The sequence below is a fragment of the Actinoplanes sp. NPDC048967 genome, assembly GCF_040649415.1.
Classification (GTDB): domain Bacteria; phylum Actinomycetota; class Actinomycetes; order Mycobacteriales; family Micromonosporaceae; genus Actinoplanes.
On the sequence record NZ_JBEZFL010000003.1, the window covers coordinates 941,865 to 966,417 of the forward strand.

Sequence of the window (24,553 nt, forward strand, 5' to 3'; positions counted from 1 at the left end):
CTCAGCTGCGCGACGCCCGCTCGACAAGCGCGTGCCGCGGCGTCCGCGGGTCGATCGTGTGGTGGAAGGCGCGCATGCCGCTGCTGAGCACGACCCCGCCGGCGGGCACGCCGTCGATCCACCAGTGCGGCTGCGGCAGCGGCTGCCGGCACGTCTCGCACCACCAGCGCCATGTCGCCTGGCGCCGGGCCGGCCACTCCCGGTGGATCAGCAGCCGCAGGTCGGGAACGCTGTCCGGCGCCCAGCGCATCGCGTCGTCGCTCAGCGAGACGTCACGGAGCACGTGGTCGATCAGGTCCAGCACATCGCGGGGCATGCCGCCATGGTCCCACCTCAGCCGAGGATCGCGGTCGCCTCGACCTCGACCAGCACGTCCGGCTCGGCCAGCGCGGCGACGCCGATCCCGGTGAGCGGCGCCATCGGGGTGACGCCCAGCTTCGCGGCGGCCCGGGCGACGCCCTCGACGAACAGCGGCATCTTGTCGGGCGTCCAGTCGACGAGGTAGACGGTCAGCTTGACCACGTCGTCGAAGGTGCCGCCGACCTCGGCCAGCGCCGTGCCGATGTTGAGGTAGCACTGCTCGACCTGAGCGGCGAAGTCTCCCTCGCCCACGTGGCCCCCGTCGGCGTCGCGGGCGATCTGCCCGGCGATGAACACCATCCTCGACCCGGTGCCGATCGACACCTGCCGGTAGATGTCGACCTTGGGCAGTCCTTCGGGGTTCACCAGTGTGACGGCCATGCTGCCTCCATGTCTCGGGGAGCCGGTGGGCTCGACTGCCGAAACTATAGCAGTGCAATGCTATGTATCCTGAGGCCATGGCGAGGACGAAGGATCCGGCGGTCCGCACCCTGCTCCTCGAACGCGCCGGGCACATGCTGCGCACCCGCGAGCCGATCACCCTGCGCTCCCTGGTGGCCGGGACCGGGGTTTCCACCATGGCGGTCTACACCTGGTTCGGCGGCATGGACGGCATGTGGAAGGCGCTGCGGCAGGAGGGCTTCACCCGGCTGGCGGACCGGCTGGCCGCGGTCACCATGTCCGCCGACCCGGTACAGGACCTGACCGCGCTGGTCGCGGCGTACCTCGGCAACGCGCTGGACCATCCGGACCTGTACCGGGTCATGTTCGATGCGACCTACGAGCTGGAGGACGCCGAGGCGGCCGACCAGACGCTGGAATACCTGGTCCAGGCGGCCGGCCGGGGCCGAGAGGCCGGCCGTTTCCGGCCCGCGACCGTGCCGTTGGACCTGGCGATCCAGAGCTGGGTGATCGGCCACGGCCTGGTCTCCCTGGTCACTCCCGGTCCCCTGCCGCGCGAGACGCTCGCTCACGGCATACCCATGTTGACCGCTCTGTTCGTCGGCACCGGCGACGAGCCGGAGCGATGCCGCCGCTCGGTGCGGCGCGGCTGGAAGGCCGTGGCCGGCTGACACGTTGAGGGGAGTCGCGGCCGCGCCGGCAGCCGCTAGATTGCTGCCATGTCGCTGCACGACGACCTGCGCAGTCCCGAGGACATGGTCCGGTTGCGGGCAGCCGAGCGGGCGGCCCGGGAGGGCGGCGCCGAGCTGATCGGCACCCTGCTGGACATGGCGCTGCACGATCCGGGCGAGGTGCAGACCGCCGGGGGCATGGTGGAGGCGTACCGGGAGGTCGGCAGCACCGCGGCCCACGCGCTCAAGCAGATCCTCAACCGCGAGGACGGCCTGGACGGGCGCGTCCGCGAGGTGGCGTTCGACCTGAAGGAGGACGACGACAGCATCGGCAGACTGCTGTATCACCTCGGCCCCCGCTACGAACCGGTGCGGGAGGAACTGGCCGCGAGCGACGAGGCCCGGCTGCGGATGCGCGGGCTCAAGGCTGTGCTGTCGCTGCACCGTACGCGTGAACTCACCCTGCGTTTCCTCGCCGACCCGGCACCGGAGCTGCGCATCGAGGCGATCGAGGGCGCGAAGGGGGTCACCCTGGCCGAGCTGGAACAACTGCTGACCGATCCGGTCCCGCTGGTGCGACGCGCGGCGGCGAAAAGCCTCCGGTACGCGACGCAGAGCGAGATGTACGTGACCGCCGCGTGCGCCGAGACCGTGCCGGAGGTCCGCGAAGCGTTCCTGCCCGGGCTGATCCACCGCCGGCACGCCGAGGCCACCCGGCCCGCGCTGGTGGCCTACCTGGCCGACGGCGGGTACGTGCAGCGGTCGGTCGCGGACGCGTTGACGCGCACGGACGATCCGGGGGTGGCGGCGGCGATCGCCTCGCGGATCCTGGTCCATCCCGACGAGCGGTGGCTGGCCGAGCTGGTCGCCTACGAGCGGCTGCTCACGTACGTGCCCGAGCTGCGCGGCCTGCTGGAGCATCTGCACCGGCACACGCCGTACGGGTGGCTGCGCGGGCAGCTGGCCAAAGCGCTGCAAGCGGATCCGGCGCCGATTCCCGTGACCGATCCGGTGGACGGCCTGACCGCCGCGCAGCAGGCCCGGCTGCTCCGCGAGGTCCTGCGCTGGGCGTTGACCGCGCTGGAGCAGGCCCGGGATTCGTCGGCCGCTCTCCGGGCGTGGCTCGACGCGCCGGAGGGCGACACGGCCGATCAGTGGGTGACCGACCTGGACCGGCCCGGCACCGGCGTGGTCGCGGACTGCCTGCGCGCCGCCGCCTCCGGTGATGTCCGCCAGGTCATGGCAGCCGGAGTGCGAGCCGCCGAGGAGGCCGCCCGCCGCGACCCGGCTCCCGGCTGGGTGCGTCTCGGGCCGGACGCCGGGGTGAGCCGGGCGGTCGAGCTGACCCGGCTGGCGCAGCTCTGCACGGCCCGGCAGATCCGCGCCGGCATCGATCCGCTGCCGCCCGGCCCACTGAGCCCGATGCTCATGCACGGCCCAGACGCGCTGCGGGTGGGCACGCACCATCAGAGCCCGTCCCCGGCGCTGGAGCTGCGCCGGCCGTACCCGATGCGGTCCGGCTGGTTGCCGTTGTCGGCCGTCCTCCAGGCGCGATGTCCGGGATGCGGCACGCCGGTGCGCACCGAGGGCCCGGTGCAGTGGCTCTATCACGACGACGACCGGACAGCGGAGTCCGAGGACGGCTTCGCCGGCACGCTGATCGGCGCGTGCGCGGAGAGCGGGGCCGAGGTCCGGGCGGAGGTACGGATCACGCTGACCCGCCGCGGTGCCGACTCCCGGGAGCAGACCTGGGACGCCGTCGACGTGACCGGTGGACGTCATGGGTAGGCGGAGGTGGCTGCCGTACCTGCTCGGGGCCGCTGCCGGGAACCAGCTCGTGAACCTGTCCGGCGCGGCCGTCCCGTACCGGTGGTTGACGGTTGTCCTGCTGGTGGCCGCGATCGGCCGCGTCGTCCCGGCCCTGGTCGCTCCGGCCGTGGTGGCGGCGGCAGCGGCGCTGCACCCGGCGTGGCAGATCCCGGCGGGGGTCGCTGCCGCCGTACTGATCATCGCCGCAGTGGGCCGGCTGGCCTTCCGGACCGACGCCGGCGGGCTGTTACCCGGCGTCGCGGCTCTGGCCATCGGAGTGGCGCTGCTGCGGGGCGGTGTCGCAGCCGGGCAGGACGGTGCGGTGCTGGCCGGTGTGTCGATCGCCGGCATCGGGGTGGCGGTCCTCGTTTGCGGGGTCGCCATGCTGCGGGCCGACTCCCTGCTGCTGGCCGCGGCTGTGCTGGGCTGGGGTGCCGCCGCCCTCGTCGGAGGCCTGGCGATCCTGGGCGCGCACAGCGCGGCGGGAATCACGGCGATCGTGGGCGGCGGGCTGGCCCTCGTCGTCGGCGTTCTCGCCTTCGGGCGCGACTACGCCCTCTTCGGCGTGGCGGCGATCGGCGACGCGGGCGCTCTCGCGGGTCTGGGCGTGTGGGCACTGCGAACCGGGGAGACAACGGCCGGCGTGACGGCATTCGTCGCGGCGGCAGCCGCCCTCAGCATGGGCATCGCGGCGCTGAGCAGCCGCTGGGTCGAGGCTTAGGCTCAGCCCATGGCGACTCGCGGGTACGTCTACAGCGTCGGCAACGAGAGCGACCCCGGCGACCCCTGGGGCCGCAGCGAGTTGAGCATCGAGCCGGACGGCCGGGTGTCGCTGCGCCACCACTTCCCGGGGCCCCTCGCCACCCGGGGTTGGACGGGCCGGGTCGAGCCGGCGGCGTTGGAGGCGTTGCGGGGTGCCCTGGAGGAGGCCGGGTTTCCGGACGGGCCGAGCGCGCCACCAGTTGCGGGGTCCGGGCTGCGCAGGCTGACGGTGGGGACGGCCTATGTTGCTCTGCCCTGGCACCTGCCCGCGGCGCAGGCCGCGTACGCGAAGGCATTCGACCTCCTCGACGGCGTGATCCACGAACTCACCGCCGGGGCGGTCGCCTACCCGACCACGCACACCGGGCTCGTCTCGGACATCAACGAGGCACCGGGTCCGTCCTACCGGTAGCGCATCGGCGAACCGAAATCGCCGAAGCTGCGGACGTCCATCCGCCTGCAGGGCATCCGATGGACACGCGCCACGACGTGGCCACGGAAGCGGCGTGGACGCATCGCTCCCGACGTCTTCCTCATCCAGGGAGACGATCCTGAGCTGAGCGGACCTCGAGACGCCCAGCTTCCGCTGAACAGCCCGCGCCGTTGAGCCTGATCTAGATTGGGACCATGCTGGTTGCCTTCTCTGTCACGCCGCTCGGCGTGGGTGATTCCGTCGGTGATCTGGTCGCCGAGGCCGTACGCGTGGTCCGGGCCTCCGGGCTGCCCAACCGCACCGATGCCATGTTCACCACCGTCGAGGGCGAGTGGGACGAGGTCATGGCCGTCATCAAGCAGGCCGTCGACGCCGTCGCCGCGCACGCTCCGCGGGTGACCGTGTCTCTCAAGGCCGACATCAGGCCCGGGGTCGCCGACGCGTTGCACGGCAAGGTCGAGCACATCGAGCGGCGGCTGGCCGAGCAGTGAAGCGCCTGATCATGTGGGACATCGACTACACGCTGCTGCGCGGCGGCGGGGTGGCCGCGCGGGCCTGGAAGGCCGCGTTCACCGAGCTCACCGGGGTGGCGTGGCGGGCCACGCCGAACTTCGGCGGGCGCACCGACCTGGACATCTGCGCCGAGGTCTTCGCCACGCACGGGGTCACCGACTGCACGCCGGAACGGTTCTTCGCCCGCTACGTCGAGCAGGTGCACGTCTCGCGGCACGAGTTCGCCGAGCAGGGCGCGCTGATGCCCGGGGTACGGGCCGTGCTCGACGAGCTGGGCAGCCGGCCCGACGTGGTGCAGACGCTGGTCACGGGCAACGTGCCGCAGGTCGCCGCGGCGAAGATCGCGGCGTTCGCGCTGACCGGGGCCTTCGACGCGGAGATCGGCGGTTACGGCACCGACGACAGCGTCCGGGCGACGCTGGTGCGGCGCTGCCTGGAACGGGCCGAGGCGAAATACGGCGAACGCTTCCGGCCGGTGGTCATCGGCGACACGGCCAACGACGTGTCGGCGGCGCTGGCCAACGACGCGCTCGCCGTGGGGGTCGCGACCGGCTCCACCAGCATGGCCGAGCTGGTGCTGGCCGGCGCCCACGCCGTGCTGCCCGACCTGTCCGACGTGGACGCCGCAGTCGCGGTCATCACCGCTTGACGCACCCCGCGCGCGGACCGAAACGATCGGCCGACGCGATCGGCCGACGCGATCGGCCGACGCAACGGGCCGCCGCAACCGGCCGACGCGATCGAGCGACACGACCGGCCGACGCAACCGGCCGGCGCGCAAGAAGCGGCGCCTGCGGCCGGCGCAAGGCGTAGGCGCGGCCCGGCGCTATCGCACCCGCAGGTGCGGCGGGAAGCCGGTCCAGCGCAGCTCCGGCGGCAGGTGCGCCATGTCGTTGTGCAGCATCAACGCCGGCGGCCGGTCGTCGCTGTAACGGATCACCGTCAGCGCCGCGTTGGCCGTGTTCAGGCCCATCCACCGCTCCGGCGGCGCTCCCAGCGCGTCCCGCACGAACCACGCGATCAGGAAGCTGTGCGTGATCACCAGCTCGTACGTCTCCTGCTCGGCCGGCACCGCGAACCGCGCCAGCGCCTGCTCGGCCAGCTTCGGCCCATCGCGCAGCTCGGCCGCGCTCCAGCCCTCGGTCAGCATCGCGTACGGGGCCGGCACGTCCGCCGGCACCCACGGCGGGTAGTCGCCGACGACCTCCGAGGGTTGCCCCCGCGGCCAGGCGGCGGCCGTCTCGACCGCGCGGGGCAGCGGGCTGTGCGTGACCGAGGCGAACGGCACGCCGGCCAGGCGGGCACCCAGCAGCTCGGCCTGGCGGCGGCCGCGATCGGTGAGGCCGGCCTCCTCGCTCTCGGCTTCGCCGTGGCGGGCCAGGTAGAGGAAGCGGTGGCTCACTGCGGGGCGACGGGGTTGGGGATGGCACCGCCGAAGCGACGGTCGCGCTGGGCGTAGAGCTCGCAGGCGTACCACAGGTGGCGGCGGTCGAAGTCCGGCCAGAGGGTGTCCAGGAAGACCAGCTCCGCGTACGCCGACTGCCAGAGCAGGAAGTTCGACGTGCGTTCCTCGCCGGACGGGCGCAGGAACATGTCCACGTCCGGGATCTCCGGGTGGTACAGGTATTTCCGCAGGGTCTTCTCGGTGACCTTGTCGGCCTTGAGCCGGCCCGCCGCCACGTCCCGGGCGATCGCCGCCGCCGCGTCCGCGATCTCCGCGTGGCCGCCGTAGTTGACGCAGAACTGCAGGGTGAGGGTCTTGTTGTCCTTGGACATCTCCTCCGCGGTCTGCAGCTCGGAGATCACGCTCTTCCACAGCCGGCCCGGCCGCCCGGACCACACCACCCGCACCCCCAGCTCCACGAGCTGGTCGCGGCGGCGCCGGATGACGTCGCGGTTGAAGCCCATCAGGAAGCGGACCTCTTCCGGTGAGCGCTTCCAGTTCTCCGTGGAGAAGGCGTACGCCGACAGGTACGGGATGCCGAGCTCGATCGCGCCCTCGATGGTGTCGAAGAGCGAATACTCGCCCTGCTCGTGACCCTTGGTGCGGGACAGGCCGCGCTCCTTGGCCCAGCGGCCGTTGCCGTCCATGACCACCGCCACGTGCTTCGGCACCGCCGCCGCGGGCAGGGCGGGCGGCCGGGCGCCGGAGCTGTGCGGTGTGGGCGGACGTGTCACGAAGTGCTCTCCCGTCGGTCGACCAGTGGCAGCGCGCGCAGGTTGCGCTCCATGTGCCACTGCAGGTGTGCTGCCACCAGCCCGCTGCACTCACGGCGTACGGGTGGCTCGGTGGCGTCGGCGAGCTGCCAGTCACCGCTGGTCAGGGCCTGCATCAGGGCGACCGTCGCCGGGGCCGGATGGGCCGCGCCGGGCGGCCGGCAGTCGGGGCAGACCGCGCCGCCGGCCGGCACCGAGAAGGCGCCGTGCTGCCCCGGGCTGCCGCAGACCGCGCACTCCCCCAGGGCGGGCGCCCAGCCGGCGAAGGACATGCCCCGCAGCAGATAGGCGTCCAGGACCAGGCTGCTGGCGTGCTCGCCCGCCGCCAGGGCCTTGAACGCGCCGAGGGTGAGCTGGAACAGCCGCAGGGCCGGCTCGCGCTCGACCGGGGAGAGCCGCTCGGCGGTCTCGGCGATGGCGCTGGCCGCGGTGTAGCGGGGGTAGTCGGTGAGGAACTTCTTTCCGTACAGCATCAGGGCCTCGACCTGGCTGACCGAGTGCAGGCTGCTGCCGACGCCCTCGGGCGAGCCGGCGAGCTGCAGGTCGATGTGGCCGAACGGCTCCAGCCGGGCGCCGAACTTGGAGCTGGTGCGGCGCACCCCGCGGGCGACCGCGCGCAGCCGGCCGTGCCGGCGGGTCAGCAGGGTGATGATCCGGTCGCTCTCGCCCAGCTTCTGCACGCGCAGGACCACCGCGTCGTCGCGGTAGAGATGGCGTCGGTATCCGGCGGGCACGGGGTCATTCTGCCTCCTGGGTACGACAGACCCTGACCCGGATCTCAGGGTCTTCTCGGGGCCGCCTCAGTGGGAGGACTGATGGTGCCCGGGTGCCGGCGCCGCCTAGCGTCACAGGCATGACCCCGACTCTCGCCCGGCGCGCCGGCGCCGTCACCCTGATCGCCGCGACCGCGGCCGCCCTGGCCGGCTGTGGCGCGGGGATCGGCGCCCGGCTGACCTACGACGACACCGAGAAGGTGAAGGTCTCCGAGATCGTCCTGACGGGCGGCAGCGGCGACGTCACCGTGACCACGGCGGCGATCGCCGACACCCGGATCAAGCGCATCGTGCGCAGCGACGACTCCGACGACCCGCGGGCCTCGTACCAGCTGGCCGGCACGGTGCTGACCCTGGACACCAACTGCGGGCCGAACTGCCAGGTCTCGTACGAGATCCAGGCCCCGACCGGGGTGGCCGTACGCGGCAAGCTCGGCTCCGGCGACCTCACGCTCAGCGACATCGGCTCGGCGGACGTCACGGTGGGCTCCGGCGGCGCCGCCGTCAACGGGGCCAGCGGCAAGGTGTCGCTCAAGTCCGGCTCGGGCGACATCCTGGCCAACGAGCTGCTGGGTGAGACGACGCTGGTCACCGGCTCGGGTGATGTCGAGGCCCACGGTCTCGGCGGCGGCCAGGCGGTCCGCGCCCAGACCGGTTCCGGCGACGTCACGGTCGAGGTCACGAAGGTGGCCTCGGTGACCGCGCGCACCGGCAGCGGCAACATCGAGCTGATGGTGCCGGACGGCGCTTACCAGGTGAAGACGCGCACCGGCTCGGGCGACGCGGAACTGCTCGGCATCGTCAACGACGCGACGGCCAAGAACGTCATCGAGGTGCAGACCGGCAGCGGGGACGCGACCATCACCGCCATCCCGGGGAGCTAGGGAACGTCGGCCGGGTGCCGTTCCCGCCGCGACAGCCAGACGAACGGCAGCGCGAGCGCGGCGACACCGGCCGAGATCACGTACGAGGCCGGGTAGCCCCAGACGTCGGCGGCCCGGCCCAGTGCGGGCTGGGCCACGACCCCGCCGGTCGAGGCCATCAGCGAATCGAAGGACAGGATGGTCGCGCGCTGCTGCGACGGGATCATGCCGTTCAGGTACGCCTGCCGTACGGGCTGCCCGGCCGCCGACAGCAGCCCCCAGGCGACGATCAGGGCCAGCACCACCCAGAAGTTCGGGATCAGGGCGATCAGCAGCACCGCGAGCACGCTCAGGCCCAGGGTGACGAGCAGCATCGAGGTGCGCCGCGCGAAGACCCGCCGCAGCACCGGCGCGACCAGGCCGCCGACGATCTGCGCGGCGGCCAGCAGCGCCGCGGAGAGACCGACGATCCCGTACGCGGTCTCGTCACCCCACAGCTGCAGCAGGTACGGCTGCAACGCGTAATGCACGTAGATCATCGCGCCGCCGGTGCAGGGCGCGGCCAGCATGAGCCAGCGCACCGGGCGGACCCGTAGGCCGTACTCGACGGACTGGGCGGCGATCCGGCGTACCTCGGTGCGGTAGCCCCCGCCGCGGTCCGGGGTGAAGCCGAGGTCGTGCATCAGCAGCGCGGCCACCACCAGCATCACCACGAGCACGGCGGCCCGCAGCAGGTACGGCGCACCGAGCCCGGCGACCTGGGCGAGATAGCCGCCGCCACCCGCGCCGACGAGCATCCCGATGCCCATGAAGACCTGCCCGCGGGCGAAGACCCGGTCCAGGCTGCCGGTGTGACCGGTGGCGGCCAGCGCGTCGACCAGCCAGGCCTCGGTGGCGCCGGAGAAGAACGTGAACCCGAGCCCGATCAACGCGGAGGACACCGCCCAGGCCCAGAACGGCCCGTCGATGCGCCACAGCCAGACGTAGAGCACGGTGGTCACCGCCAGCGTCACCGTGCCGAGCAGGTACGACGCCCGGCGCCCCCAGGAGTCGGCGACGATGCCGGTGGGCACCTCGAACAGCACCATGCCGGCGGTGAAGAACGCGTTCGCGGCGAACGCCTGGAAGTTGGTCAGCCCGGCGTCCAGCAGGAACAGCGTGTTGACGCCCCAGATCAAGGAGGCCGCCAGGGTGTTGCCGAGACCGAGCACGTAGTACGTCCGGCGGACGTGTGCGGCCGTGATGGTCATGGATGCACGATCTCACCGTGGACGGTGCAACGTAGGTAGGCCACGCGCGGCTCAGGTGCGGACGGTCTCGGCGATCTGTCCGACAGCGGGCGACACCGGCGCCACGACCGGCCGGCGTCGGCGGCCGCCGGGCAGCAGCACCGGACGGCGTCCGGCGGCGAAGTCCTCGATCCAGCCGAACAGCGCGACGGCCAGCGCGACCAGCGCGACGATCACCACGAGCCGCCATCCGATCCCGGTCGCGCCGCGCACCGGCAGGCCGTGCGTCTCCCCGATGCGGGTCACCGCCACGATGATCGGCACGTGCCAGAGGTAGATCGTCAGGGCCCGCGCGTTGAGCACGGTGACCAGCCGGGACGCCCCGGTCGCGGTGACGGCCGGGGCCAGGCCGAGGACGACGAGGATGAACGCCGCGGACCAGAGCGCGTTGCCGAGCGGGATGTCGTTGAGGTCGTACCCCCGGGGTCCGGGATGGGTGAGCACCCAGCCGGCACCGGCCGTCGCCAGCAGCACCGCGAAGCCGGCCAGGCGGCGCCGCGCGAGCCGGCGCAGCATCCCGTCGTGGTGGGCGAAGCCGAGCAGCCACGCGCCGCCGTAGAGGGCCATGTCCCGCGCGATCGGGTGCGGGGTGAGGCCGAGCAGGGTGATGACCGCCAGGGCGGTGTAGGGCGTCGCCAGGGACAGTTTCGGGAAGCGGCGGAAGACCGGCAGGGCGAGCGGCGAGAGCAGCACGAACCAGAGGAAGTCCCGCAGGTACCAGGTGGCGCTCAGGGCCATCGAGCCCCAGCCGTTGGCCGGCGGGTCCTGCACCGGGAACGCCCAGTACAGGATCTTCCAGTCCCACGCGAGGCCGGTGAGCAGCATGGCCGGCACGGCGATCGCCGACATCGCCCACAGCGACGGCAGCAGGCGGCGCAGCCGGCGCTCGACGGCGAGCGGCCCGGACCGGTCGAGCGAGGCCGCCATCAGCGAGCCGGCCAGCGCGAACATCACCGACATGGCCGGGAAAGCGATGGTCAGCGCGACCCAGCCGGTGGAGTGGTAGACGACCACCCGGACGATGGCGATGGCACGCAGCAGGTCCAGGTACCGATTCCGCATGACGTAAAGGGCTATCTAAATAAGCCCCCACAAAGCAAACCGAAACCGGCATCCGGTGATAAGAACCACAAAAGCGATTAAAAACCCAGTCGACGAAGCTGCTTGGGGTCGCGTTGCCATTCCTTGGCGATCCGCACGTGCAGATCCAGATAGATCTTGCGGCTCAGCAACTGTTCGATCTCGGCGCGCGCCTTGGTGCCGACATCCTTGAGCCGGGCACCCTTGGTGCCGATCACGATCGACTTCTGACTGTCCCGCTCGACGTACAGGTTCGCGTAGATCTTCATCAACCGGCCCTCGACCACCATCTCCTCGACCAGCACGGCGATCGAGTGCGGCAACTCCTCCCGGACGCCCTCGAGCGCGGCCTCGCGGATCAGCTCCCCGATGAGCACCTGCTCGGGCTCCTCAGTCAGCACGTCGTCCGGATACAACGGCGGCGACTCCGGCAGATGCTTGACGATCACGTCGACCAGGGTCTCCACCTGATGGCCGGAAACAGCGCTGACCGGCACGATGTCGGCGAAGTCGTAGAGCTTGCTGACAGCCATCAGCCGCTGCGCCAGCGTCGCCGGATCGACCAGGTCGACCTTGGTGACCACGGCGATGACGGTGGCCTTGAGCTCGGCCATCTCGGCCGAGATGAACCGGTCACCGGCACCGACCGGCTCGTCCGCCGGGAAGCAGATGCCGATCACGTCGACCTCGCTCCAGGTCTCCCGGACCAGGTCGTTGAGGCGCTCACCGAGCAGCGTCCGGGGCCGGTGCAGGCCGGGGGTGTCGACCAGCACGAGCTGAGCGTGCTCCTGGTGCAGAATGCCGCGGATGATGTGCCGGGTGGTCTGCGGCTTGTTGGACGTGATGGCGATCTTCTGACCGATGATCGCATTGGTCAGCGTAGATTTACCGGCATTCGGCCTACCGACAAAACAGGCAAATCCGGCACGGTAGACATCATCCGCGACCTTGATCTCCCGGCTCGCCGCCTTGTGCCGATGCTTCTTTCTTCCCGTACGGGCCTCCGCCGCGCCGCCGGAAGCCCGGGGCCCCGGGCTCAGGTCGCCTGCCTCGACCCCGCCGTCGCCGACAACGCCCGCCCCGGCGGTGGCCGCCCCGAATTCACTGGCACTCTCATGCTCAGCAAGAGTTTTCGCCCCACGGACGTTCTCGCCGCCCGTGGTGTTGCGCTTCGCCGCGCCGCGCTTCTTGGCTTCGCCGCGCTTCGCTGCGGCTTCGCCGCTACCTGCCGCGCCGCGCTTCGCGCTACCCGCGGCTTCGCCGATGACCGCGGCGCCACGCGCGGCCGCACCACCAGCGGCTTCGCCGCGCTTCGCAGCCCCGCCGGCCGCGCCGCGCTTGGCCGCACCGACGCCACGCTTCGTCCCGCCGCCCGCGGCACCACCCTGCTCGCGCCGGGCCGCCCGCCGTTCCTGCCGCCGAAGCTCGTTCCGCTCCCCCGCCGTCAGCCGCCGCTCGTCGGCACCACCGGGACGCTCCGCACCACCGCTCTCCGCGCCGGCCCGCGCCCCCCGGCCACCGGCACCGCTCTCCGCGCCGGCCCGAGCCCCCCGGCCACCGGCAGCCCGCCGCTCCTCACCCTGCGAACGCCCAGCAGCCGCCTGAGGACGCCCGGTCCCCCCGGCCGCCGTCCGCGGACTCCACTTGGGCTTGGACCGCGCCGGCCGAAGCTCCCCGGTCTCACTGACAGCGTCCGACCGCGTCGGCAGCCGCCCAGCGCTTTCTCGCGCTCCGCCAGCGCCACCGCTGCCGCGGGAGCCGGCCGGGCCACGGGCTTGACCATCGCGTCCGGCGACGCTCCCGCCGCGGCCTCCAGCGACTCCGCCGCCTCGAGAACCGCCTGCGCCTCCGCCACCACCTGCGCCTCGCGAACCACCGACGCCTCCGGCGCCCGCGGCACCTCCGGCACGAGCCCGCCCGAGACCCCCGGCAGCGGAACCCTCGGCGCCACCGCGAGCCCCTGAAGACGAGCGCCCAGCCTTACCGCGCGCCGCGTCCCCGTCCCGAGCCGAAGCCTCGCCGCCCGTCGTCACGCCGTCACCGTGCCCAGCAGTGCCCCGGTCGGCGACGCCACATGGATCGGGGCGTCCGCCGCCAGATCACGCACAGCGGCGTGCCCGGCGCCGTCCAGCGTTGATGCTTCGGTCACCACCGCCGCCGCCTCGAGCTTGGTCGCGCCGGCTGCCGCCGCGGAGGCCACCGCGAGCTGCAGTGCCGTCACCGCCAGGCTGGGCAGGACCACCGTCGCCGCCGCGTACGTGCGGCCGTCCTGGTCGCGTACCGCTGCTCCTTCGACCGCGCCCACCCGGGCGCGGGCGCCGCGGGCCAGCGTGACCAGTTTGGCGTCCTCGGCGGTGAGCTCGCCCTCGGCGGCGGGGACGGCGGGTCCGGCGGAGCTGGTCTGGTCAGGCATCAGCGTGCTGTCTTTCCTCGGTCTCGGGGATGTTCTCGGTGTCCTCAGCTTCGTCTGAGGCGGTTTCGACCCGGCACACCAGCACCGAGTCGATCCGGTTGCGGCGGCCGGTGGTGCCCTCGGCGATCAGGTGCAGGCCGCCGACGTCGACGGACGCGCCCGGGATGGGCACCCGGCCCAGGGTCTGGGCGAGCAGGCCGCCGACGGTCTCGACCTCGTCGGCCGGCAGCTCGACGTGGAAGATCTCGCCGAGGTCCTCGATCGGCAGCCGCGCGGTGACCCGCACCGAGCCGTCGTCGAGGTGTTCCACGGGCGGGCGCTCGACGTCGTACTCGTCGGTGATCTCGCCGACGATCTCCTCGAGGATGTCCTCGATGGTGACCAGGCCGGCCGTGCCGCCGTACTCGTCGACGACGATGACCAGGTGGGTGCGGGCCGCCTGCATCTCCGACAGCAGGTCGTCGACCGGCTTGGACTCCGGCACGAAGGTCGCGCCGCGCATCAGCTCGGCGACCGGCATGGCCGAGGCCGCCGGGTCGCCGTTCTGGGTGCTGCGCACGACGTCCTTGAGGTACAGCACGCCGAGCACGTCGTCGACGCTCTCGCCGATCACCGGGATGCGGGAGAAGCCGGAGCGCAGGAAGAGGAACAGCGCCTGCTGCAACGTCTTGGGTGCTTCTATCCACACCATCTCGGTGCGCGGCACCATCACCTCGCGGGCGATGGTGTCACCGAGCGCGAAGACGGAGTGGATCATCTCGCGTTCGCCGTGCTCGACGACGCCGCGCTGCTCGGCCAGGTCGACCAGCTCGCGCAGCTCGACCTGGCTGCCGAACGGGCCCTCGGGGAAGCCCTTGCCGGGCGTGACCGCGTTACCGATCAGGATCAGCAGGGACGCCAGCGGGTTCAGCACCCGGCCCAGCCAGCGGACCAGCGGCGCGGCCGCTCTGCCCACCGCGTACGCGTGCTGGCGCCCGACCGTACGCGGTGCGACACCGACCACGACGAAGCTGACCAGCGTCATCGCCCCGGCCGTGACCAGCGCGGCCCGCCAGCCGACGCCCCAGCTGTCCACCGCGACGAGCGCGACCAGCGTGGTCGCGGTCAGCTCGCAGAGCAGCCGGAGCAGCAGCAACAGATTGAGGTGGCGGACGACGTCACCGGCGACGGCTTCCAGGGCGGCGGCACCGCGCCGGCCTTCGCGGGCCATTTCGGCGGCGCGCGCCGAGGAGACCGTGGCCAGCGCCGCGTCGGTCATCGACGCCAGGCCGGCCAGGAAGACCAGGACCGCGGCGTAGATCACCAGTTGCACGTCGGGCAGCCCGCTGGTCGGGGCGGCCGCGAGTAAGGACGGCTCCACGGGGATCAGCCGGCCCGCCGTCCGGAGCGCCAGCTCTGCAGGAGCCGGGCCTGCAACGCGAACATCTCGCGCTCCTCCTCGGGCTCGGCGTGGTCGTAGCCGAGCAGGTGCAGCACCCCGTGCACGGTGAGCAGGTGGAGCTCGTCCGCGGGGGTGTGCCCGGCGACCGCGGCCTGCTTCGCCGCGACCTCGGGGGCCAGCACGATGTCGCCGAGCAGGGCCGGCTCGCCCGTGCCGGCCTCGCCGGGACCGTGGTCGACGCTGCCCTCGTCCATGGGGAAGGCGAGCACGTCGGTGGGACCGTCACTGCCCATCCAGCGATGGTTGAGCTCGGTCATGTAGTCGATGTCGACCAGCAGGATCGAGAGCTCGGCGAGGGGGTTGACCCCCATCTCCTCGAGCGCGTGCCGGGCCACCGCCAGGATCGCGTCGGTGTCGACCTCGACTCCCGACTCGTTGGCGATCTCGATGGACATGTAGTGCGTAACCCCTTATCAGCGCCGGCGGTTCGGGCGGCCACCGCTGGCGGCCCGGCCCGGCACGGCATGGACGGACTGCGTGGCCTGTTGTTCCTGCTCGACGTCGTAGCGGGCGTAGGCGTCGACGATCTCGGCGACCAGCCGGTGCCGGACGACGTCGGAGCTGGTGAGCTCGGAGAAGTGCACGTCGTCGACGCCCTGCAGGATCTCCCGGACGATACGCAGCCCGCTGGTGGTGCCCCCGGGCAGGTCGACCTGGGTGACGTCACCGGTGACCACGATCTTGGCGCCGAAGCCGAGCCGGGTCAGGAACATCTTCATCTGCTCGGGCGTCGTGTTCTGCGCCTCGTCCAGAATGATGAACGCGTCGTTCAAAGTCCTACCCCGCATATAGGCCAGCGGGGCGACCTCGATCGTGCCCGCCGCCATCAGGCGGGGGATCGACTCGGGATCGAGCATGTCGTGCAGCGCGTCGTACAGCGGCCGCAGGTACGGGTCGATCTTCTCGTTCAGCGTGCCGGGCAGGAAGCCCAGCCGCTCGCCGGCCTCGACCGCGGGACGGGTCAGGATGATCCGGTTGACCTGCTTGGCGGTCAGCGCCTGGACGGCCTTGGCCATCGCCAGGTACGTCTTGCCGGTGCCGGCCGGGCCGATGCCGAAGACGATCGTGTTCTCGTCGATGGCGTCGACGTAGCGCTTCTGCCCGAGCGTCTTGGGGCGGATGGTCTTGCCGCGCCGGGAGAGGATGTTGATGGTCAGCACCTCGGCGGGGCGCTCGGCTGTGTTCTGCTCGAGCATCGCGACGGTGCGGCGGACGGCGTCGACGCTGAGGGTCTCGCCTCTCTCGATCAGCTCGATGAGCTCCGAGAAGAGGCGTTCGGCCGTGGCGTTGTCGGCGGGCACGCCGGTGATGGTGATCTCGTTGCCGCGGACGTGGACGTCGCTGGTGAGGGTCCGCTCGATGTGCCGCAGGATCTCGTCCTTGGCGCCGAGCAGGTTCACCATGATCTTCGGGTCGGAGACCGAGATCCTGGTCTGCGCCCGGGCGGCAGCGTTGCTGGGATCGGTGCCGGTCATAGGGGCGGCCGTGAGGCCTCAGCCACCTGCTCTCATTCTCGTCCCGGTTCGAAGAGGCCCGCCTCTCCGGCGGTCCGCGTAAGGATCGTGCCATCGTATCCGGTCGGCGGCACCCGCGCCGATGCCATTATCGGCGGGTCGGCCGGGCCGCGAACAGCGGGTCAGCCCTCGGAGACCGGTACGCCGTCGAAGGTCTCCTGGACCCGGGTGAACCGGTAGGTGGCCCAGTGCATCCGGACCACCCGGCCGTCGGCGTCGCGGGTCAGCCGGAGCAGCTCGCCGGCCTCGCGCCCGGAGATCGTCCGGAGCACGTCGGGCTGGTCGGGCAGCGGCCGGAAGATCGACGGCGGCCGGTCGGCCGGGGCGTCGGCCCCGCGGGACTGCAGCGCGCCGTCGTGCCAGCTGAAGACGTGCGCGAAGCCCTCGCTCCACCACGGTCCGAGCACCGAGCGGTACGCCGGCGGGGCGGCCCGGCCCGGTGACCAGGGGCGAACCTCGGCCGGGTCGACCTCGACGGCCAGCGCGAGCAGCTCGTGGACCAGGTCGTTGATCTCGGTGGCGGTGCCGGAGGAGGCGAGCACCGCGGCGCCCAGCGCGCCCGGGTTGCCCTCGCCGCCGCGCCGGCCGTAGACGCCGGCGAGGAAGCCGGGCATGGCGCCGTCGTGGCCGACGTGCATCACCCGGCGGCCCTGGGGCGCGAGGATGAGGCCGAGGCCGAAGCCGCCGGACCAGAGGGTCTCGTCGGTCGTGGTCTGCGGCCAGCGCATCTCGTCGAGGGTCTCGGGGGCCAGCACCAGCGCGCCGGGGTCGACGATCTCCGGGGCGGCCAGGAAGGCCGCCCAGCGGGCCATGTCGCCGGCGGTGCTCCAGAGCTGCGCGGCCGGGCTCGCCCCGCCCATGTCCAGCTGCGGCTCCGGCCGGGCGGCGTCGGAGTACGTGTCGACCAGGTAGCCGACCACGGCGTCGCCGGTCGGCTCGACGGTGGTCGAGGTCAGGCCGAGCGGTTCGAGGATCTGCTCGTGCAGCACCGAGGCCCAGGTGCCGCCGCGCAGCTTGGCCACGAGCTGCCCGAGCACGGCCAGCCCCAGGTTGGAGTAGTGGTAGCGGCGGTTGTTGGGCAGCACCCGCTCGGCCCTGGCCAGGTCGGCGAGCAGGGCGGCGTCGTCGGGTGCGACGAGCAGGTCCCACACGTCGCCGTACGGCTCGCGCTGGAAGCCGGCGGTGTGCGAGAGCAGCCGGCGGATGGTGGCGGTGCCGTGCGCGGGGACGTCGAGGTGGGTGGCGATCGGGTCGTCGAGGTCGAGCAGGCCGTCGTCGCGGGCCTGCATGACCAGCACGGCGGTGAAGGTCTTGGTGACCGAGCCGATCCGGAAGCGGCTCTGCGCGTCGAGGGCACGGGGGTGGCCGGAGGTGCCGACGGTGCAGGTCCAGAGGCTGCGGTCGGCGCGGTGCAGGGCAACGGAGAGGGCGGGCACCCGGGCGTCGGCCTGGACCCGGCGGACGGCGCGCTCCAGGCGCTGCTCCGGGGTCACCGGGCCACCATCGGCCCGAGCGGCCGGCCGCCGACGACGTGGGCGTGCACGTGGAAGACCTCCTGGCCGCCGTGGCTGCCGGTGTTGAAGATCAGCCGGAAGCCGTCGCCGGTGAGCCCCTCGGCCTCGGCGACCGCGGCCGAGGCGGCCAGCACGTCGGCGGCCGCGCCGGGGTCGGCGGCGAGCGCGACGACGTCCCGGTGGTGCGTCTTGGGGATCACCAGGACGTGCACCGGGGCCTTCGGGTCGATGTCGCGGAAGGCCAGCGTGGTGGGGGTCTCGTGCACGACGGTCGCGGGGATCTCCCCGGCGACGATGCGGCAGAACAGGCAGTCGTTGTCCACGCCGAAGATCCTAGAGTGAGGCCATGACAGGACGCGCGATCCTCGTGACCGGTTCTTCCCGCGGCATCGGCCGGGCCGTCGCGACGCGGTTCGCCGAGGCCGGCGACCGGGTCGCCATCCATCACCGGGACTCGGCCGCGCTGGCCGAGGAGCTGGCCGCGGCGCTGCCGGGCCGCGGCCACATCGTGGTGCGGGCCGACCTGGCCGATCCCACCGCGGTACGGGCCATGGTCGACGAGGCGGCGCAGCGACTGGACGGCCTGGACGTGCTGGTCAACAACGCGGGCGTGTTCGGCCCGGCGGACCGCCCGCACCCGGTCTTCGGCACCGGCTACGAGCAGTGGCTGGCCAACTGGCGGGCCACCTTCGACGTGAACCTGTTCGGGGCGGCGAACGCGTCCTGGGCCGCGGCGCAGCACATGCGCGAGCGCGGGGGCCGGATCATCAACGTGTCGTCACGCGGCGCTTTCCGGGGCGAGCCGGACCAGCCCGCGTACGGCGCCAGCAAAGCCGCCATGAACTCGATGGCGCAGTCGCTGGCGGTGGCGCTGGCCCCGTACGGGATCGGGGTGGCTTGTGTGGCCCCGGGTTTCGTGGAGACCGACATGACCAACGAGCACCTGAAGTCGCCGCGCGGGGACGCGATCCGGGGGCAGAGCCCGTTCGGCCGGGTGGCGCGGCCGGCGGAGATCGCGAGTGCGGTGCACTGGCTGGCGTCGCCCGAGGCGGAGTGGGCTTCTGGGACGATCATCGACCTCAACGGGGCGTCCTACCTCCGCACGTAGGATCTTGGGCAGTCAAAGTGATGGGAGCGCTTCCATGGATGACCTGCTGGCCCGGTTGACCCTCGAGCAGAAGGTGTCGCTGCTGGGCGGCCAGGACTTCTGGTCCCTGCCCGCGATCGCGGAGATCGGGCTGCGCTCGCTGGTGATGTCCGACGGGCCGATCGGTGTCCGCGGCACCGGCTGGGCCCCCGACGACCCGTCGATCGCCCTGCCCAGCCCGACCGCCCTGGCCGCCACCTGGGATCCGGCGCTGGCCCGCAAGGCCGGGCACCTGCTGGGCCAGGAGTCCCGGCGCAAGGGCGTGCACCTGCTGCTCGGCCCCACGGTCAACTTGCAGCGCACCCCGCTGGGCGGCCGGCACTTCGAGTGCTACTCGGAGGATCCGCTGCTCAGCGGCGAGATCGCGGTCGGGTTCGTGGCCGGGGTGCAGGAGCACGGCGTCGGCACCACGGTCAAGCACCTGGTGGGCAACGACTTCGAGACCGACCGGATGACCGTGGACGTGCGGATCGGCGAGCGGGCGCTGCGTGAGCTGTATCTGGCGCCGTTCGAGCGGGTCGTGGCGGCCGGCGGCTGGGGTGTGATGAGCGCTTACAACGGCGTCAACGGCCAGCCGATGGCCTCGAACGGCCGGTTGCAGTCCGACATCCTCAAGGACGAGTGGGGCTTCGACGGCATCGTGGTCTCCGACTGGCGGGCGGCCCGGGAGACGGTCGCCGCCGCGCTGGGCGGGCTGGACATCGCCATGCCGGCGCTGGAGAACCCGTGGGGGGCCAAGCTGGTCGCGGCGGTGCGGGCCGGCGAGGTGGCCGAAGAGCTGATCGACGACAAGGTACGGCGGGTGCTGCGCCTGGCCGGCCGGGTGGGCGTGCTTGACGGCGTACCCCCGGCGGTCGGGTCTTTCCCGCCGGACCTGGACGGCGACGCCGTGGCGCACGAGGTCGCGGCCCGGTCCTTCGTGCTGGCCCGCAACGAGCAGTTCACGCTGCCCCTGGAGCCGGCGGCACTGACGAAGGTCGCCGTCATCGGGGCGCTGGCCACGGACGCCCGGGTGCTCGGCGGCGGCAGCGCCCAGGTGGTGCCGCCGCACGTGATCTCCCCGCTGGACGGCCTGAGCCGGGCGCTGTCCGGGGTGGACGTGGTGCACGCCGTCGGCGCTGACCCGCGCCCGTTCCTGCCCGCGCTGCCGCAGCCGGCGTCGATCGAACTGCTGGGCGCCGGGCACCGCTTCGACGTCGACACCGCCGCCGTGCGCTGGATCGGCGACCTGCCCGCGGGCCTGGACCCGGCCGTCGTCACGGGCCTGGAGATGCGCACGACGTTCACGCCCGAACAGGACGGCGAGCACACGTTCGCGGTGTCCGGCTTCGGCACCTTCGACCTGCGGGTGGGCGCTCAGCAGCTGTACAGCGGGACGCTGCACCCGCCCGGCGCCACCCGCGCCGACCTGCTGCTCTCCCCGCGCGAGCAGCGGGCGGTGGCGAAGCTGACAGCCGGCGAGCCGGTCGAGGTCGTGCTGCGCCAGAGCATCCAGCCGGGCATGGCCCACACGGTCAGCGCCACGCTGGGCCACCTGGCGCCGGGCGTCTCGGCGGACAGCATGATCGAAGAGGCGGTGGCCCTCGCGGCGTCGTCGGACGTCGCGGTGGTCGTCGTGGGCACGACCGAGCAGGTCGAGTCCGAGGGCTTCGACCGCACGTCACTCTCGCTGCCGGGCCGGCAGGACGAGCTGGTGGTACGGGTGGCAGCCGCGAACCCGCGCACAGTCGTCGTGGTCAACGCCGGCTCGCCGGTGCTGCTGCCCTGGGCCGACGACGTGGCGGCGGTACTGCTGACCTGGTTCCCGGGGCAGGAGGCCGGGGCGGCGCTGGCCGACGTGCTGCTCGGCGTCACCGAACCGGGTGGCCGGCTGCCGACCACGTGGCCGCGCCGCGAGCAGGACTGCCCGATCCTTCAGGTGGTCCCCCGCGACGGCCAGGTGGCCTACGACGAGGGCATCTTCATCGGCTACCGGGCCTGGCAGCGGGCCGGCACCACCCCGCTGTACGCCTTCGGCCACGGCCTGGGCTACACCAGCTGGCAGTACGAGACGCTGTCGGTGTCGGCCACGGAAGCGGTCGTGACCCTGACGAACACCGGCGCCCGGTTCGGCCGCGAGATCGTCCAGGTGTACGCCGGCACGCAGGGCGAATCGCCGGCGCCGGAACGCCCGGCACGCTGGCTGGCCGGCTTCCACCCGGTCGAAGCCCACCCGGGCGAGACCGTGACCGTCCGTGTCCCCCTGCCGCCGCGCACCTGGCAGGTCTGGGACGAGGGGTGGCAGACCGTTCCGGGCCCGTACGAGGTGACCGCCGCGCACGCCCTCGACGACCCGCGGCTGACCGCCACCCTGTCGCTCTAGCAGCCGGCGCAGACGAAGGGACCACGACCGCTCGGCGGTCGTGGCCCCTTTCGCGTGGTGGTCAGTTGCGGGTAACGGTCAGGTTCAGACCCTCGTTCTGGTCGTTGGTCCAGGAGACCGAGTAGCCGGGCCAGTCGCCCTGCAACCGGCCGTCGGCCTCGACCGTTCCGTACATCCGGTCGGCCAGCGCGCCGGGCACCTGCAACGTGTCGAAGACGCAGGTCATGGCGCTTGCGGAGAGGCCATCCGGGGACTTGTCCCCGACGCCTTTGACGGTCAGCTTGCGGTTGCTGTCAGAGAGCTTCATACCGTTCTTGGCGGGGTCGCACTTCTGCACCGCGACGAGGAGCGGATCCTGCTCCGCGGCCGCTACGGGCTGCGGTCCATTGTCGGCGTTCCCGTCGTCGAGAAGCTTGGGCACCAGCACGATGCCGGCCACGACGACGAGGACGGCGAAGATCACCCAGGGGATCGGGCTGCGCTTCCGGACGTGCGGTACCGGTGCTGGTGGGAGCTGGCGGGGTTGCGTCATGTGGGTTCCTTCGCGCCAGGGGAGGGGGCGGACGCGCGGACGAAGTGTGCGCTACGACACGCGACAAGACAACGATCACACTGCGAACTGACTAATCGGACGAGTCGACTGTGGAAATAAGTCTTACCAGACCCCTCATGATCAGTCACGCAGAGTTATATTTACCACTGTCAGAGACCAGGGGTTGACGCAGCGCAATGCCAGCGTTCCCGGCCGTCAGCGGACCCGGTAGTGGTAGCGGTGGGAATGGGCGAAACCTACCCGGGAGTACAGTTCACGGGCGGCGACGGTGCCCTCTTCGACTTGGAGATACAGCGAGCGGCAGTCCCGGGCGGCCGCCCAGCGCGCTCCGGCGCCGAGGACGGTCAGCGCGAGACCGCGACGCCGGTACTCCTTTCGGGTCGCCATGCAGAACACTCCGGCCCGCTCGCCGTCGGCCACGAACATCCCGATCGCGGCATCCCGGCCGTCCACCCGGACCAGGACGAACGCAGCCGGCGACGGGACCCGCGCGAGGACCAGCTCGGCCACTGCCGAGGTGTCCTCCGGCCCGTTGAGCTCCTGATGAGCGGCCAGCCAGTCGGCACTTGCCGCAGGGTGGACCACCACGTCCACGGATGGCTGGGCGGCGCTTGACGCGCTGCCGGCCGCCGTGGTTGGTGCAGGCGATGGCCCGGCTGCCGCACTGCCGGGGGTGGCGGACATGGCGCGCCGGTCGCGGATCGTCTGGGGCGTCGCCGTGATCACGTCGGTGGTGGACGCGGTCAGGACCAGGGTGGGGGCTTCACGGCGGTAGCCGCGAGCGGCGAGTGCCGCATCCAGCGCGGAGTGCTGCTCGGCCGGACTCACCTGGACCGTCACCGGCAGGCCGGCCGCGCGATAGAAGGCCTCCACCGCGTCCAGGCCGTCCTCCGGATGCCGGTCCGGCGCCGGCGGCAGGGCCGAGTTGGAGCGCCGGCGGGCCACGCCCGGGGTGTGCCGCAGCAGCCAACCGGCCGCGGTCTCGGTGCGGCCGGCCGGCCACGCCGCCGCGGCCGACCGCTCTATCCGGGCCGGGCGGGCGTCTTGCTGAGGATCGGACATAATCCGATCCTATGCATGATTATGCACGCAGTAAAATGAATATCAGACCCCGACCAGGGCCGGCGCCGACCGGCGGGTCACCACCGAGTCGAGGATCTCCCCCGCCCGGATCGCGGTGTTCGAGAGCAGCGCGGACGTGATGCCGTGCGTGTGCTCCGTACCGCCCTGGAGGTAGATGCCCACCCGCAGGCGCGGGTCGGTTGCCGCGCGGTAGTCGCGCTCGACCCTCGGCCGGCCGGACTCGTCGCGGTGGCACAGGTCGGCGAGTTCGCCGAGGATCGCGTACGGGTCGGCCTGGTGGTAGCCCGTCGCGCAGACCACCACGTCCGCGGCCAGCCGCTGGGTCTCGCCGGTGACCAGCGACCGTACGCCGGCCACCACCTGGTCCGGCCCGTCGGTCACCTCGGTCAGCCGGGACACGTTCAGCATCCGCAGCCGCTCCCGGCCGAGCACCTTCTCCTGGTACGCCCGCCGGTACAGGTCGTCGATCAGGTCCATGTCGACCACGGAGTAGTTCGTGTTCGCGTGGTAGCCCATCAGCTGCCGCTTCACGTCCTCCGGGGCCAGGTAGAAGTCGTCGACCGCCGCCGGGTCGAAGATGCGGTTGGCGAAACTGCTGTCGTCGGCCGGCGAGTAGCCGTACCGGGAGAAGACCGCGCAGATCTCGGCCGTGGGGAACTCGCGGTGCAGGGTCGCGACCGCCTCGGCGGCGCTCTGACCGGCGCCGACCACGACGATGCGGCGCGGCTCGGTGCCGCGCAGCTTCGGCAGGTTGTGCAGCAGGTCGCTGGTGTGCCAGATCCGGTCGGACGCCGTCACGCCCTCGGGCAGGCGCGGGCGCAGCCCGGTGCCGATCACCAGGTTCCGGGCCCGGTGGGTGCTGAGCTCCCCGCCGTGACGCGAGAGCACGTCGACCGCGACCACGTCGCCGCCGGAGGACGCGACCGGCGTCACCGACAACACCTCGGCGTCGTACGTGACCTGGTCGTCGACCTGCGCGGCGGCCCAGGCGAAGTAGTCGTGGAACTCGACCCGCAGCGGGAACAGGTTCTTGTGGTTGATGAAGTCGATGAGCCGGTCCTGGCTGTGCAGGTAGCGCAGGAAGGTGAACTCACTGGTCGGGTTCCGCAGGGTCACCAGGTCTTTGAGGAAGGAGACCTGCATCGTGGCGTCGTCGAGCAGCATGCCGCGGTGCCAGCCGAAGCCGGCCTGCCGTTCCAGGAACCGGGTACGCACCCGAGCCTCCGGAGCCTGCCCGCTGTTGTGTTCCGACACGGCGATGGCCATGGCCAGATTGGACGGCCCGAAGCCGATTCCCACGACATCGACAGGTTCAGACATGTCCGTCCCCTCCACGGCGGGGCCGACCTGACCC

26 protein-coding genes are annotated in these 24,553 nt (G+C 72.2%); 9 read left to right on the plus strand and 17 right to left on the minus strand.

The window, feature by feature from the left end:
- Position 1: 1 nt before the first annotated feature.
- Together AB0C12_RS17055 and AB0C12_RS17060 are read right to left on the minus strand one after the other, a co-directional pair.
- Positions 2 to 316 carry a hypothetical protein gene (locus AB0C12_RS17055; protein ID WP_360548790.1) on the minus strand — a complete coding sequence of 105 codons (315 nt, stop codon included), beginning with the start codon at positions 314 to 316 and terminating at the stop codon, positions 2 to 4.
- Positions 317 to 333: 17 nt separating this feature from the next.
- Positions 334 to 741: a RidA family protein gene (locus tag AB0C12_RS17060; protein WP_360548792.1), complete on the minus strand. Its 408-nt coding sequence runs from the start codon at positions 739 to 741 to the stop codon at positions 334 to 336.
- Positions 742 to 818: 77 nt separating this feature from the next.
- Between AB0C12_RS17060 and AB0C12_RS17065 the strand changes: the two genes are divergently transcribed.
- The 6 genes from AB0C12_RS17065 (at position 819) to AB0C12_RS17090 (ending at position 5,599) form a co-directional block, all read left to right on the plus strand.
- Positions 819 to 1,433 (plus strand): TetR/AcrR family transcriptional regulator, encoded by a 615-nt coding sequence (locus tag AB0C12_RS17065; protein ID WP_360548794.1) that lies wholly within the window; start codon positions 819 to 821, stop codon positions 1,431 to 1,433.
- A 48-nt stretch (positions 1,434 to 1,481) separates the two neighbouring features.
- The gene (locus tag AB0C12_RS17070; protein ID WP_360548796.1) at positions 1,482 to 3,221 is read left to right on the plus strand and encodes a hypothetical protein; all 1,740 of its coding nucleotides are present in this window, start codon (positions 1,482 to 1,484) and stop codon (positions 3,219 to 3,221) included.
- A complete protein-coding gene (locus AB0C12_RS17075) occupies positions 3,214 to 3,963 on the plus strand; it encodes a hypothetical protein (RefSeq protein WP_360548798.1) in 750 nt (249 codons plus the stop codon). The genes AB0C12_RS17070 and AB0C12_RS17075 overlap by 8 nt, the downstream gene beginning before the upstream one ends.
- A 9-nt stretch (positions 3,964 to 3,972) precedes the next feature.
- The gene (locus tag AB0C12_RS17080) at positions 3,973 to 4,416 is read left to right on the plus strand and encodes a hypothetical protein (protein WP_360548800.1); all 444 of its coding nucleotides are present in this window, start codon (positions 3,973 to 3,975) and stop codon (positions 4,414 to 4,416) included.
- Positions 4,417 to 4,631: 215 nt separating this feature from the next.
- Positions 4,632 to 4,928 (plus strand): MTH1187 family thiamine-binding protein, encoded by a 297-nt coding sequence (locus AB0C12_RS17085; RefSeq protein ID WP_360548802.1) that lies wholly within the window; start codon positions 4,632 to 4,634, stop codon positions 4,926 to 4,928.
- Positions 4,925 to 5,599 carry an HAD family hydrolase gene (locus tag AB0C12_RS17090; RefSeq protein ID WP_360548804.1) on the plus strand — a complete coding sequence of 225 codons (675 nt, stop codon included), beginning with the start codon at positions 4,925 to 4,927 and terminating at the stop codon, positions 5,597 to 5,599. The genes AB0C12_RS17085 and AB0C12_RS17090 overlap by 4 nt, the downstream gene beginning before the upstream one ends.
- A 177-nt stretch (positions 5,600 to 5,776) precedes the next feature.
- Here the strand turns inward: AB0C12_RS17090 and AB0C12_RS17095 are convergent, their stop codons facing one another.
- From AB0C12_RS17095 to recO, 3 genes are read right to left on the minus strand one after another with little or no spacing between them, the layout of a single operon-like run.
- Complete coding sequence (locus AB0C12_RS17095; RefSeq protein ID WP_360548806.1) at positions 5,777 to 6,352, minus strand: histidine phosphatase family protein; 576 nt, start codon at positions 6,350 to 6,352, stop codon at positions 5,777 to 5,779.
- Positions 6,349 to 7,128 carry an isoprenyl transferase gene (locus tag AB0C12_RS17100; RefSeq protein ID WP_360548808.1) on the minus strand — a complete coding sequence of 260 codons (780 nt, stop codon included), beginning with the start codon at positions 7,126 to 7,128 and terminating at the stop codon, positions 6,349 to 6,351. The genes AB0C12_RS17095 and AB0C12_RS17100 overlap by 4 nt, the downstream gene beginning before the upstream one ends.
- Positions 7,125 to 7,901, minus strand: a complete 777-nt coding sequence (gene recO / locus AB0C12_RS17105; protein WP_360548810.1) for a DNA repair protein RecO — start codon at positions 7,899 to 7,901, stop codon at positions 7,125 to 7,127. The genes AB0C12_RS17100 and recO overlap by 4 nt, the downstream gene beginning before the upstream one ends.
- Before the next feature lie 119 nt (positions 7,902 to 8,020).
- Here recO and AB0C12_RS17110 point away from each other — a divergent pair, with 119 nt between their 5' ends.
- The gene (locus tag AB0C12_RS17110) at positions 8,021 to 8,824 is read left to right on the plus strand and encodes a DUF4097 family beta strand repeat-containing protein (RefSeq protein ID WP_360548812.1); all 804 of its coding nucleotides are present in this window, start codon (positions 8,021 to 8,023) and stop codon (positions 8,822 to 8,824) included.
- On the opposite strand, the gene AB0C12_RS17115 is transcribed toward AB0C12_RS17110, so the two are convergent.
- The 9 genes from AB0C12_RS17115 to AB0C12_RS17155 all read right to left on the minus strand — a co-directional run bounded on the left by AB0C12_RS17115 (position 8,821) and on the right by AB0C12_RS17155 (position 18,377).
- Positions 8,821 to 10,053, minus strand: a complete 1,233-nt coding sequence (locus AB0C12_RS17115) for an MFS transporter (protein WP_360548814.1) — start codon at positions 10,051 to 10,053, stop codon at positions 8,821 to 8,823. The genes AB0C12_RS17110 and AB0C12_RS17115 overlap by 4 nt on opposite strands.
- A 51-nt stretch (positions 10,054 to 10,104) precedes the next feature.
- Positions 10,105 to 11,154 carry an acyltransferase gene (locus tag AB0C12_RS17120; RefSeq protein ID WP_360548816.1) on the minus strand — a complete coding sequence of 350 codons (1,050 nt, stop codon included), beginning with the start codon at positions 11,152 to 11,154 and terminating at the stop codon, positions 10,105 to 10,107.
- A gap of 77 nt (positions 11,155 to 11,231) precedes the next feature.
- Positions 11,232 to 12,125 carry a GTPase Era gene (era, locus tag AB0C12_RS17125; protein ID WP_360549052.1) on the minus strand — a complete coding sequence of 298 codons (894 nt, stop codon included), beginning with the start codon at positions 12,123 to 12,125 and terminating at the stop codon, positions 11,232 to 11,234.
- Between the two features lie 1,076 nt (positions 12,126 to 13,201).
- A complete protein-coding gene (locus AB0C12_RS17130; protein ID WP_360548818.1) occupies positions 13,202 to 13,585 on the minus strand; it encodes a cytidine deaminase in 384 nt (127 codons plus the stop codon).
- Positions 13,578 to 14,945, minus strand: a complete 1,368-nt coding sequence (locus AB0C12_RS17135) for a hemolysin family protein (protein ID WP_360548820.1) — start codon at positions 14,943 to 14,945, stop codon at positions 13,578 to 13,580. Before AB0C12_RS17135 ends, AB0C12_RS17130 begins: the two co-directional genes overlap by 8 nt.
- Before the next feature lie 5 nt (positions 14,946 to 14,950).
- Positions 14,951 to 15,421, minus strand: a complete 471-nt coding sequence (ybeY, locus tag AB0C12_RS17140) for an rRNA maturation RNase YbeY (RefSeq protein ID WP_212989908.1) — start codon at positions 15,419 to 15,421, stop codon at positions 14,951 to 14,953.
- An 18-nt stretch (positions 15,422 to 15,439) separates the two neighbouring features.
- Positions 15,440 to 16,501, minus strand: a complete 1,062-nt coding sequence (locus AB0C12_RS17145) for a PhoH family protein (RefSeq protein WP_360548822.1) — start codon at positions 16,499 to 16,501, stop codon at positions 15,440 to 15,442.
- A 161-nt stretch (positions 16,502 to 16,662) separates the two neighbouring features.
- Entirely contained in the window at positions 16,663 to 18,033 is a 1,371-nt protein-coding gene (locus tag AB0C12_RS17150; protein WP_360548824.1) for a serine hydrolase domain-containing protein, read from the minus strand.
- Positions 18,030 to 18,377, minus strand: coding sequence for an HIT domain-containing protein (locus AB0C12_RS17155; protein WP_360548826.1), 348 nt, complete (start codon positions 18,375 to 18,377; stop codon positions 18,030 to 18,032). The genes AB0C12_RS17150 and AB0C12_RS17155 overlap by 4 nt, the downstream gene beginning before the upstream one ends.
- 23 nt (positions 18,378 to 18,400) lie before the next feature.
- Between AB0C12_RS17155 and AB0C12_RS17160 the strand changes: the two genes are divergently transcribed.
- Together AB0C12_RS17160 and AB0C12_RS17165 are read left to right on the plus strand one after the other, a co-directional pair.
- The gene (locus AB0C12_RS17160) at positions 18,401 to 19,162 is read left to right on the plus strand and encodes an SDR family oxidoreductase (protein WP_360548828.1); all 762 of its coding nucleotides are present in this window, start codon (positions 18,401 to 18,403) and stop codon (positions 19,160 to 19,162) included.
- A gap of 34 nt (positions 19,163 to 19,196) precedes the next feature.
- Positions 19,197 to 21,563 carry a glycoside hydrolase family 3 C-terminal domain-containing protein gene (locus tag AB0C12_RS17165; protein WP_360548830.1) on the plus strand — a complete coding sequence of 789 codons (2,367 nt, stop codon included), beginning with the start codon at positions 19,197 to 19,199 and terminating at the stop codon, positions 21,561 to 21,563.
- 61 nt (positions 21,564 to 21,624) lie between these two features.
- On the opposite strand, the gene AB0C12_RS17170 is transcribed toward AB0C12_RS17165, so the two are convergent.
- From AB0C12_RS17170 to AB0C12_RS17180, 3 genes are all read right to left on the minus strand, one after another.
- A complete protein-coding gene (locus AB0C12_RS17170) occupies positions 21,625 to 22,095 on the minus strand; it encodes a hypothetical protein (protein ID WP_360548832.1) in 471 nt (156 codons plus the stop codon).
- Positions 22,096 to 22,311: 216 nt separating this feature from the next.
- Positions 22,312 to 23,178, minus strand: coding sequence for a GNAT family N-acetyltransferase (locus tag AB0C12_RS17175; protein WP_360548834.1), 867 nt, complete (start codon positions 23,176 to 23,178; stop codon positions 22,312 to 22,314).
- A gap of 42 nt (positions 23,179 to 23,220) precedes the next feature.
- On the minus strand, positions 23,221 to 24,519 hold the full coding sequence (locus AB0C12_RS17180; RefSeq protein ID WP_360548836.1) for a lysine N(6)-hydroxylase/L-ornithine N(5)-oxygenase family protein: 1,299 nt from the start codon (positions 24,517 to 24,519) through the stop codon (positions 23,221 to 23,223).
- Positions 24,520 to 24,553 lie beyond the last annotated feature (34 nt).

Bases quoted from the DNA above. Each gene is read 5' to 3' on its own strand.
- AB0C12_RS17175 (WP_360548834.1), bottom strand. From the start codon at position 23,178: ATGTCCGATCCTCAGCAAGACGCCCGCCCGGCCCGGATAGAGCGGTCG.
- ybeY (WP_212989908.1), bottom strand. From the start codon at position 15,421: ATGTCCATCGAGATCGCCAACGAGTCGGGAGTCGAGGTCGACACCGAC.
- AB0C12_RS17170 (WP_360548832.1), bottom strand. From the start codon at position 22,095: ATGACGCAACCCCGCCAGCTCCCACCAGCACCGGTACCGCACGTCCGG.
- AB0C12_RS17085 (WP_360548802.1), top strand. From the start codon at position 4,632: ATGCTGGTTGCCTTCTCTGTCACGCCGCTCGGCGTGGGTGATTCCGTC.
- AB0C12_RS17165 (WP_360548830.1), top strand. From the start codon at position 19,197: ATGGATGACCTGCTGGCCCGGTTGACCCTCGAGCAGAAGGTGTCGCTG.
- AB0C12_RS17120 (WP_360548816.1), bottom strand. From the start codon at position 11,154: ATGCGGAATCGGTACCTGGACCTGCTGCGTGCCATCGCCATCGTCCGG.
- AB0C12_RS17130 (WP_360548818.1), bottom strand. From the start codon at position 13,585: ATGCCTGACCAGACCAGCTCCGCCGGACCCGCCGTCCCCGCCGCCGAG.
- AB0C12_RS17145 (WP_360548822.1), bottom strand. From the start codon at position 16,501: ATGACCGGCACCGATCCCAGCAACGCTGCCGCCCGGGCGCAGACCAGG.
- AB0C12_RS17115 (WP_360548814.1), bottom strand. From the start codon at position 10,053: ATGACCATCACGGCCGCACACGTCCGCCGGACGTACTACGTGCTCGGT.
- AB0C12_RS17080 (WP_360548800.1), top strand. From the start codon at position 3,973: ATGGCGACTCGCGGGTACGTCTACAGCGTCGGCAACGAGAGCGACCCC.
- AB0C12_RS17075 (WP_360548798.1), top strand. From the start codon at position 3,214: ATGGGTAGGCGGAGGTGGCTGCCGTACCTGCTCGGGGCCGCTGCCGGG.
- AB0C12_RS17110 (WP_360548812.1), top strand. From the start codon at position 8,021: ATGACCCCGACTCTCGCCCGGCGCGCCGGCGCCGTCACCCTGATCGCC.
- AB0C12_RS17055 (WP_360548790.1), bottom strand. From the start codon at position 316: ATGCCCCGCGATGTGCTGGACCTGATCGACCACGTGCTCCGTGACGTC.
- AB0C12_RS17065 (WP_360548794.1), top strand. From the start codon at position 819: ATGGCGAGGACGAAGGATCCGGCGGTCCGCACCCTGCTCCTCGAACGC.
- AB0C12_RS17160 (WP_360548828.1), top strand. From the start codon at position 18,401: ATGACAGGACGCGCGATCCTCGTGACCGGTTCTTCCCGCGGCATCGGC.
- AB0C12_RS17060 (WP_360548792.1), bottom strand. From the start codon at position 741: ATGGCCGTCACACTGGTGAACCCCGAAGGACTGCCCAAGGTCGACATC.
- AB0C12_RS17070 (WP_360548796.1), top strand. From the start codon at position 1,482: ATGTCGCTGCACGACGACCTGCGCAGTCCCGAGGACATGGTCCGGTTG.
- AB0C12_RS17180 (WP_360548836.1), bottom strand. From the start codon at position 24,519: ATGTCTGAACCTGTCGATGTCGTGGGAATCGGCTTCGGGCCGTCCAAT.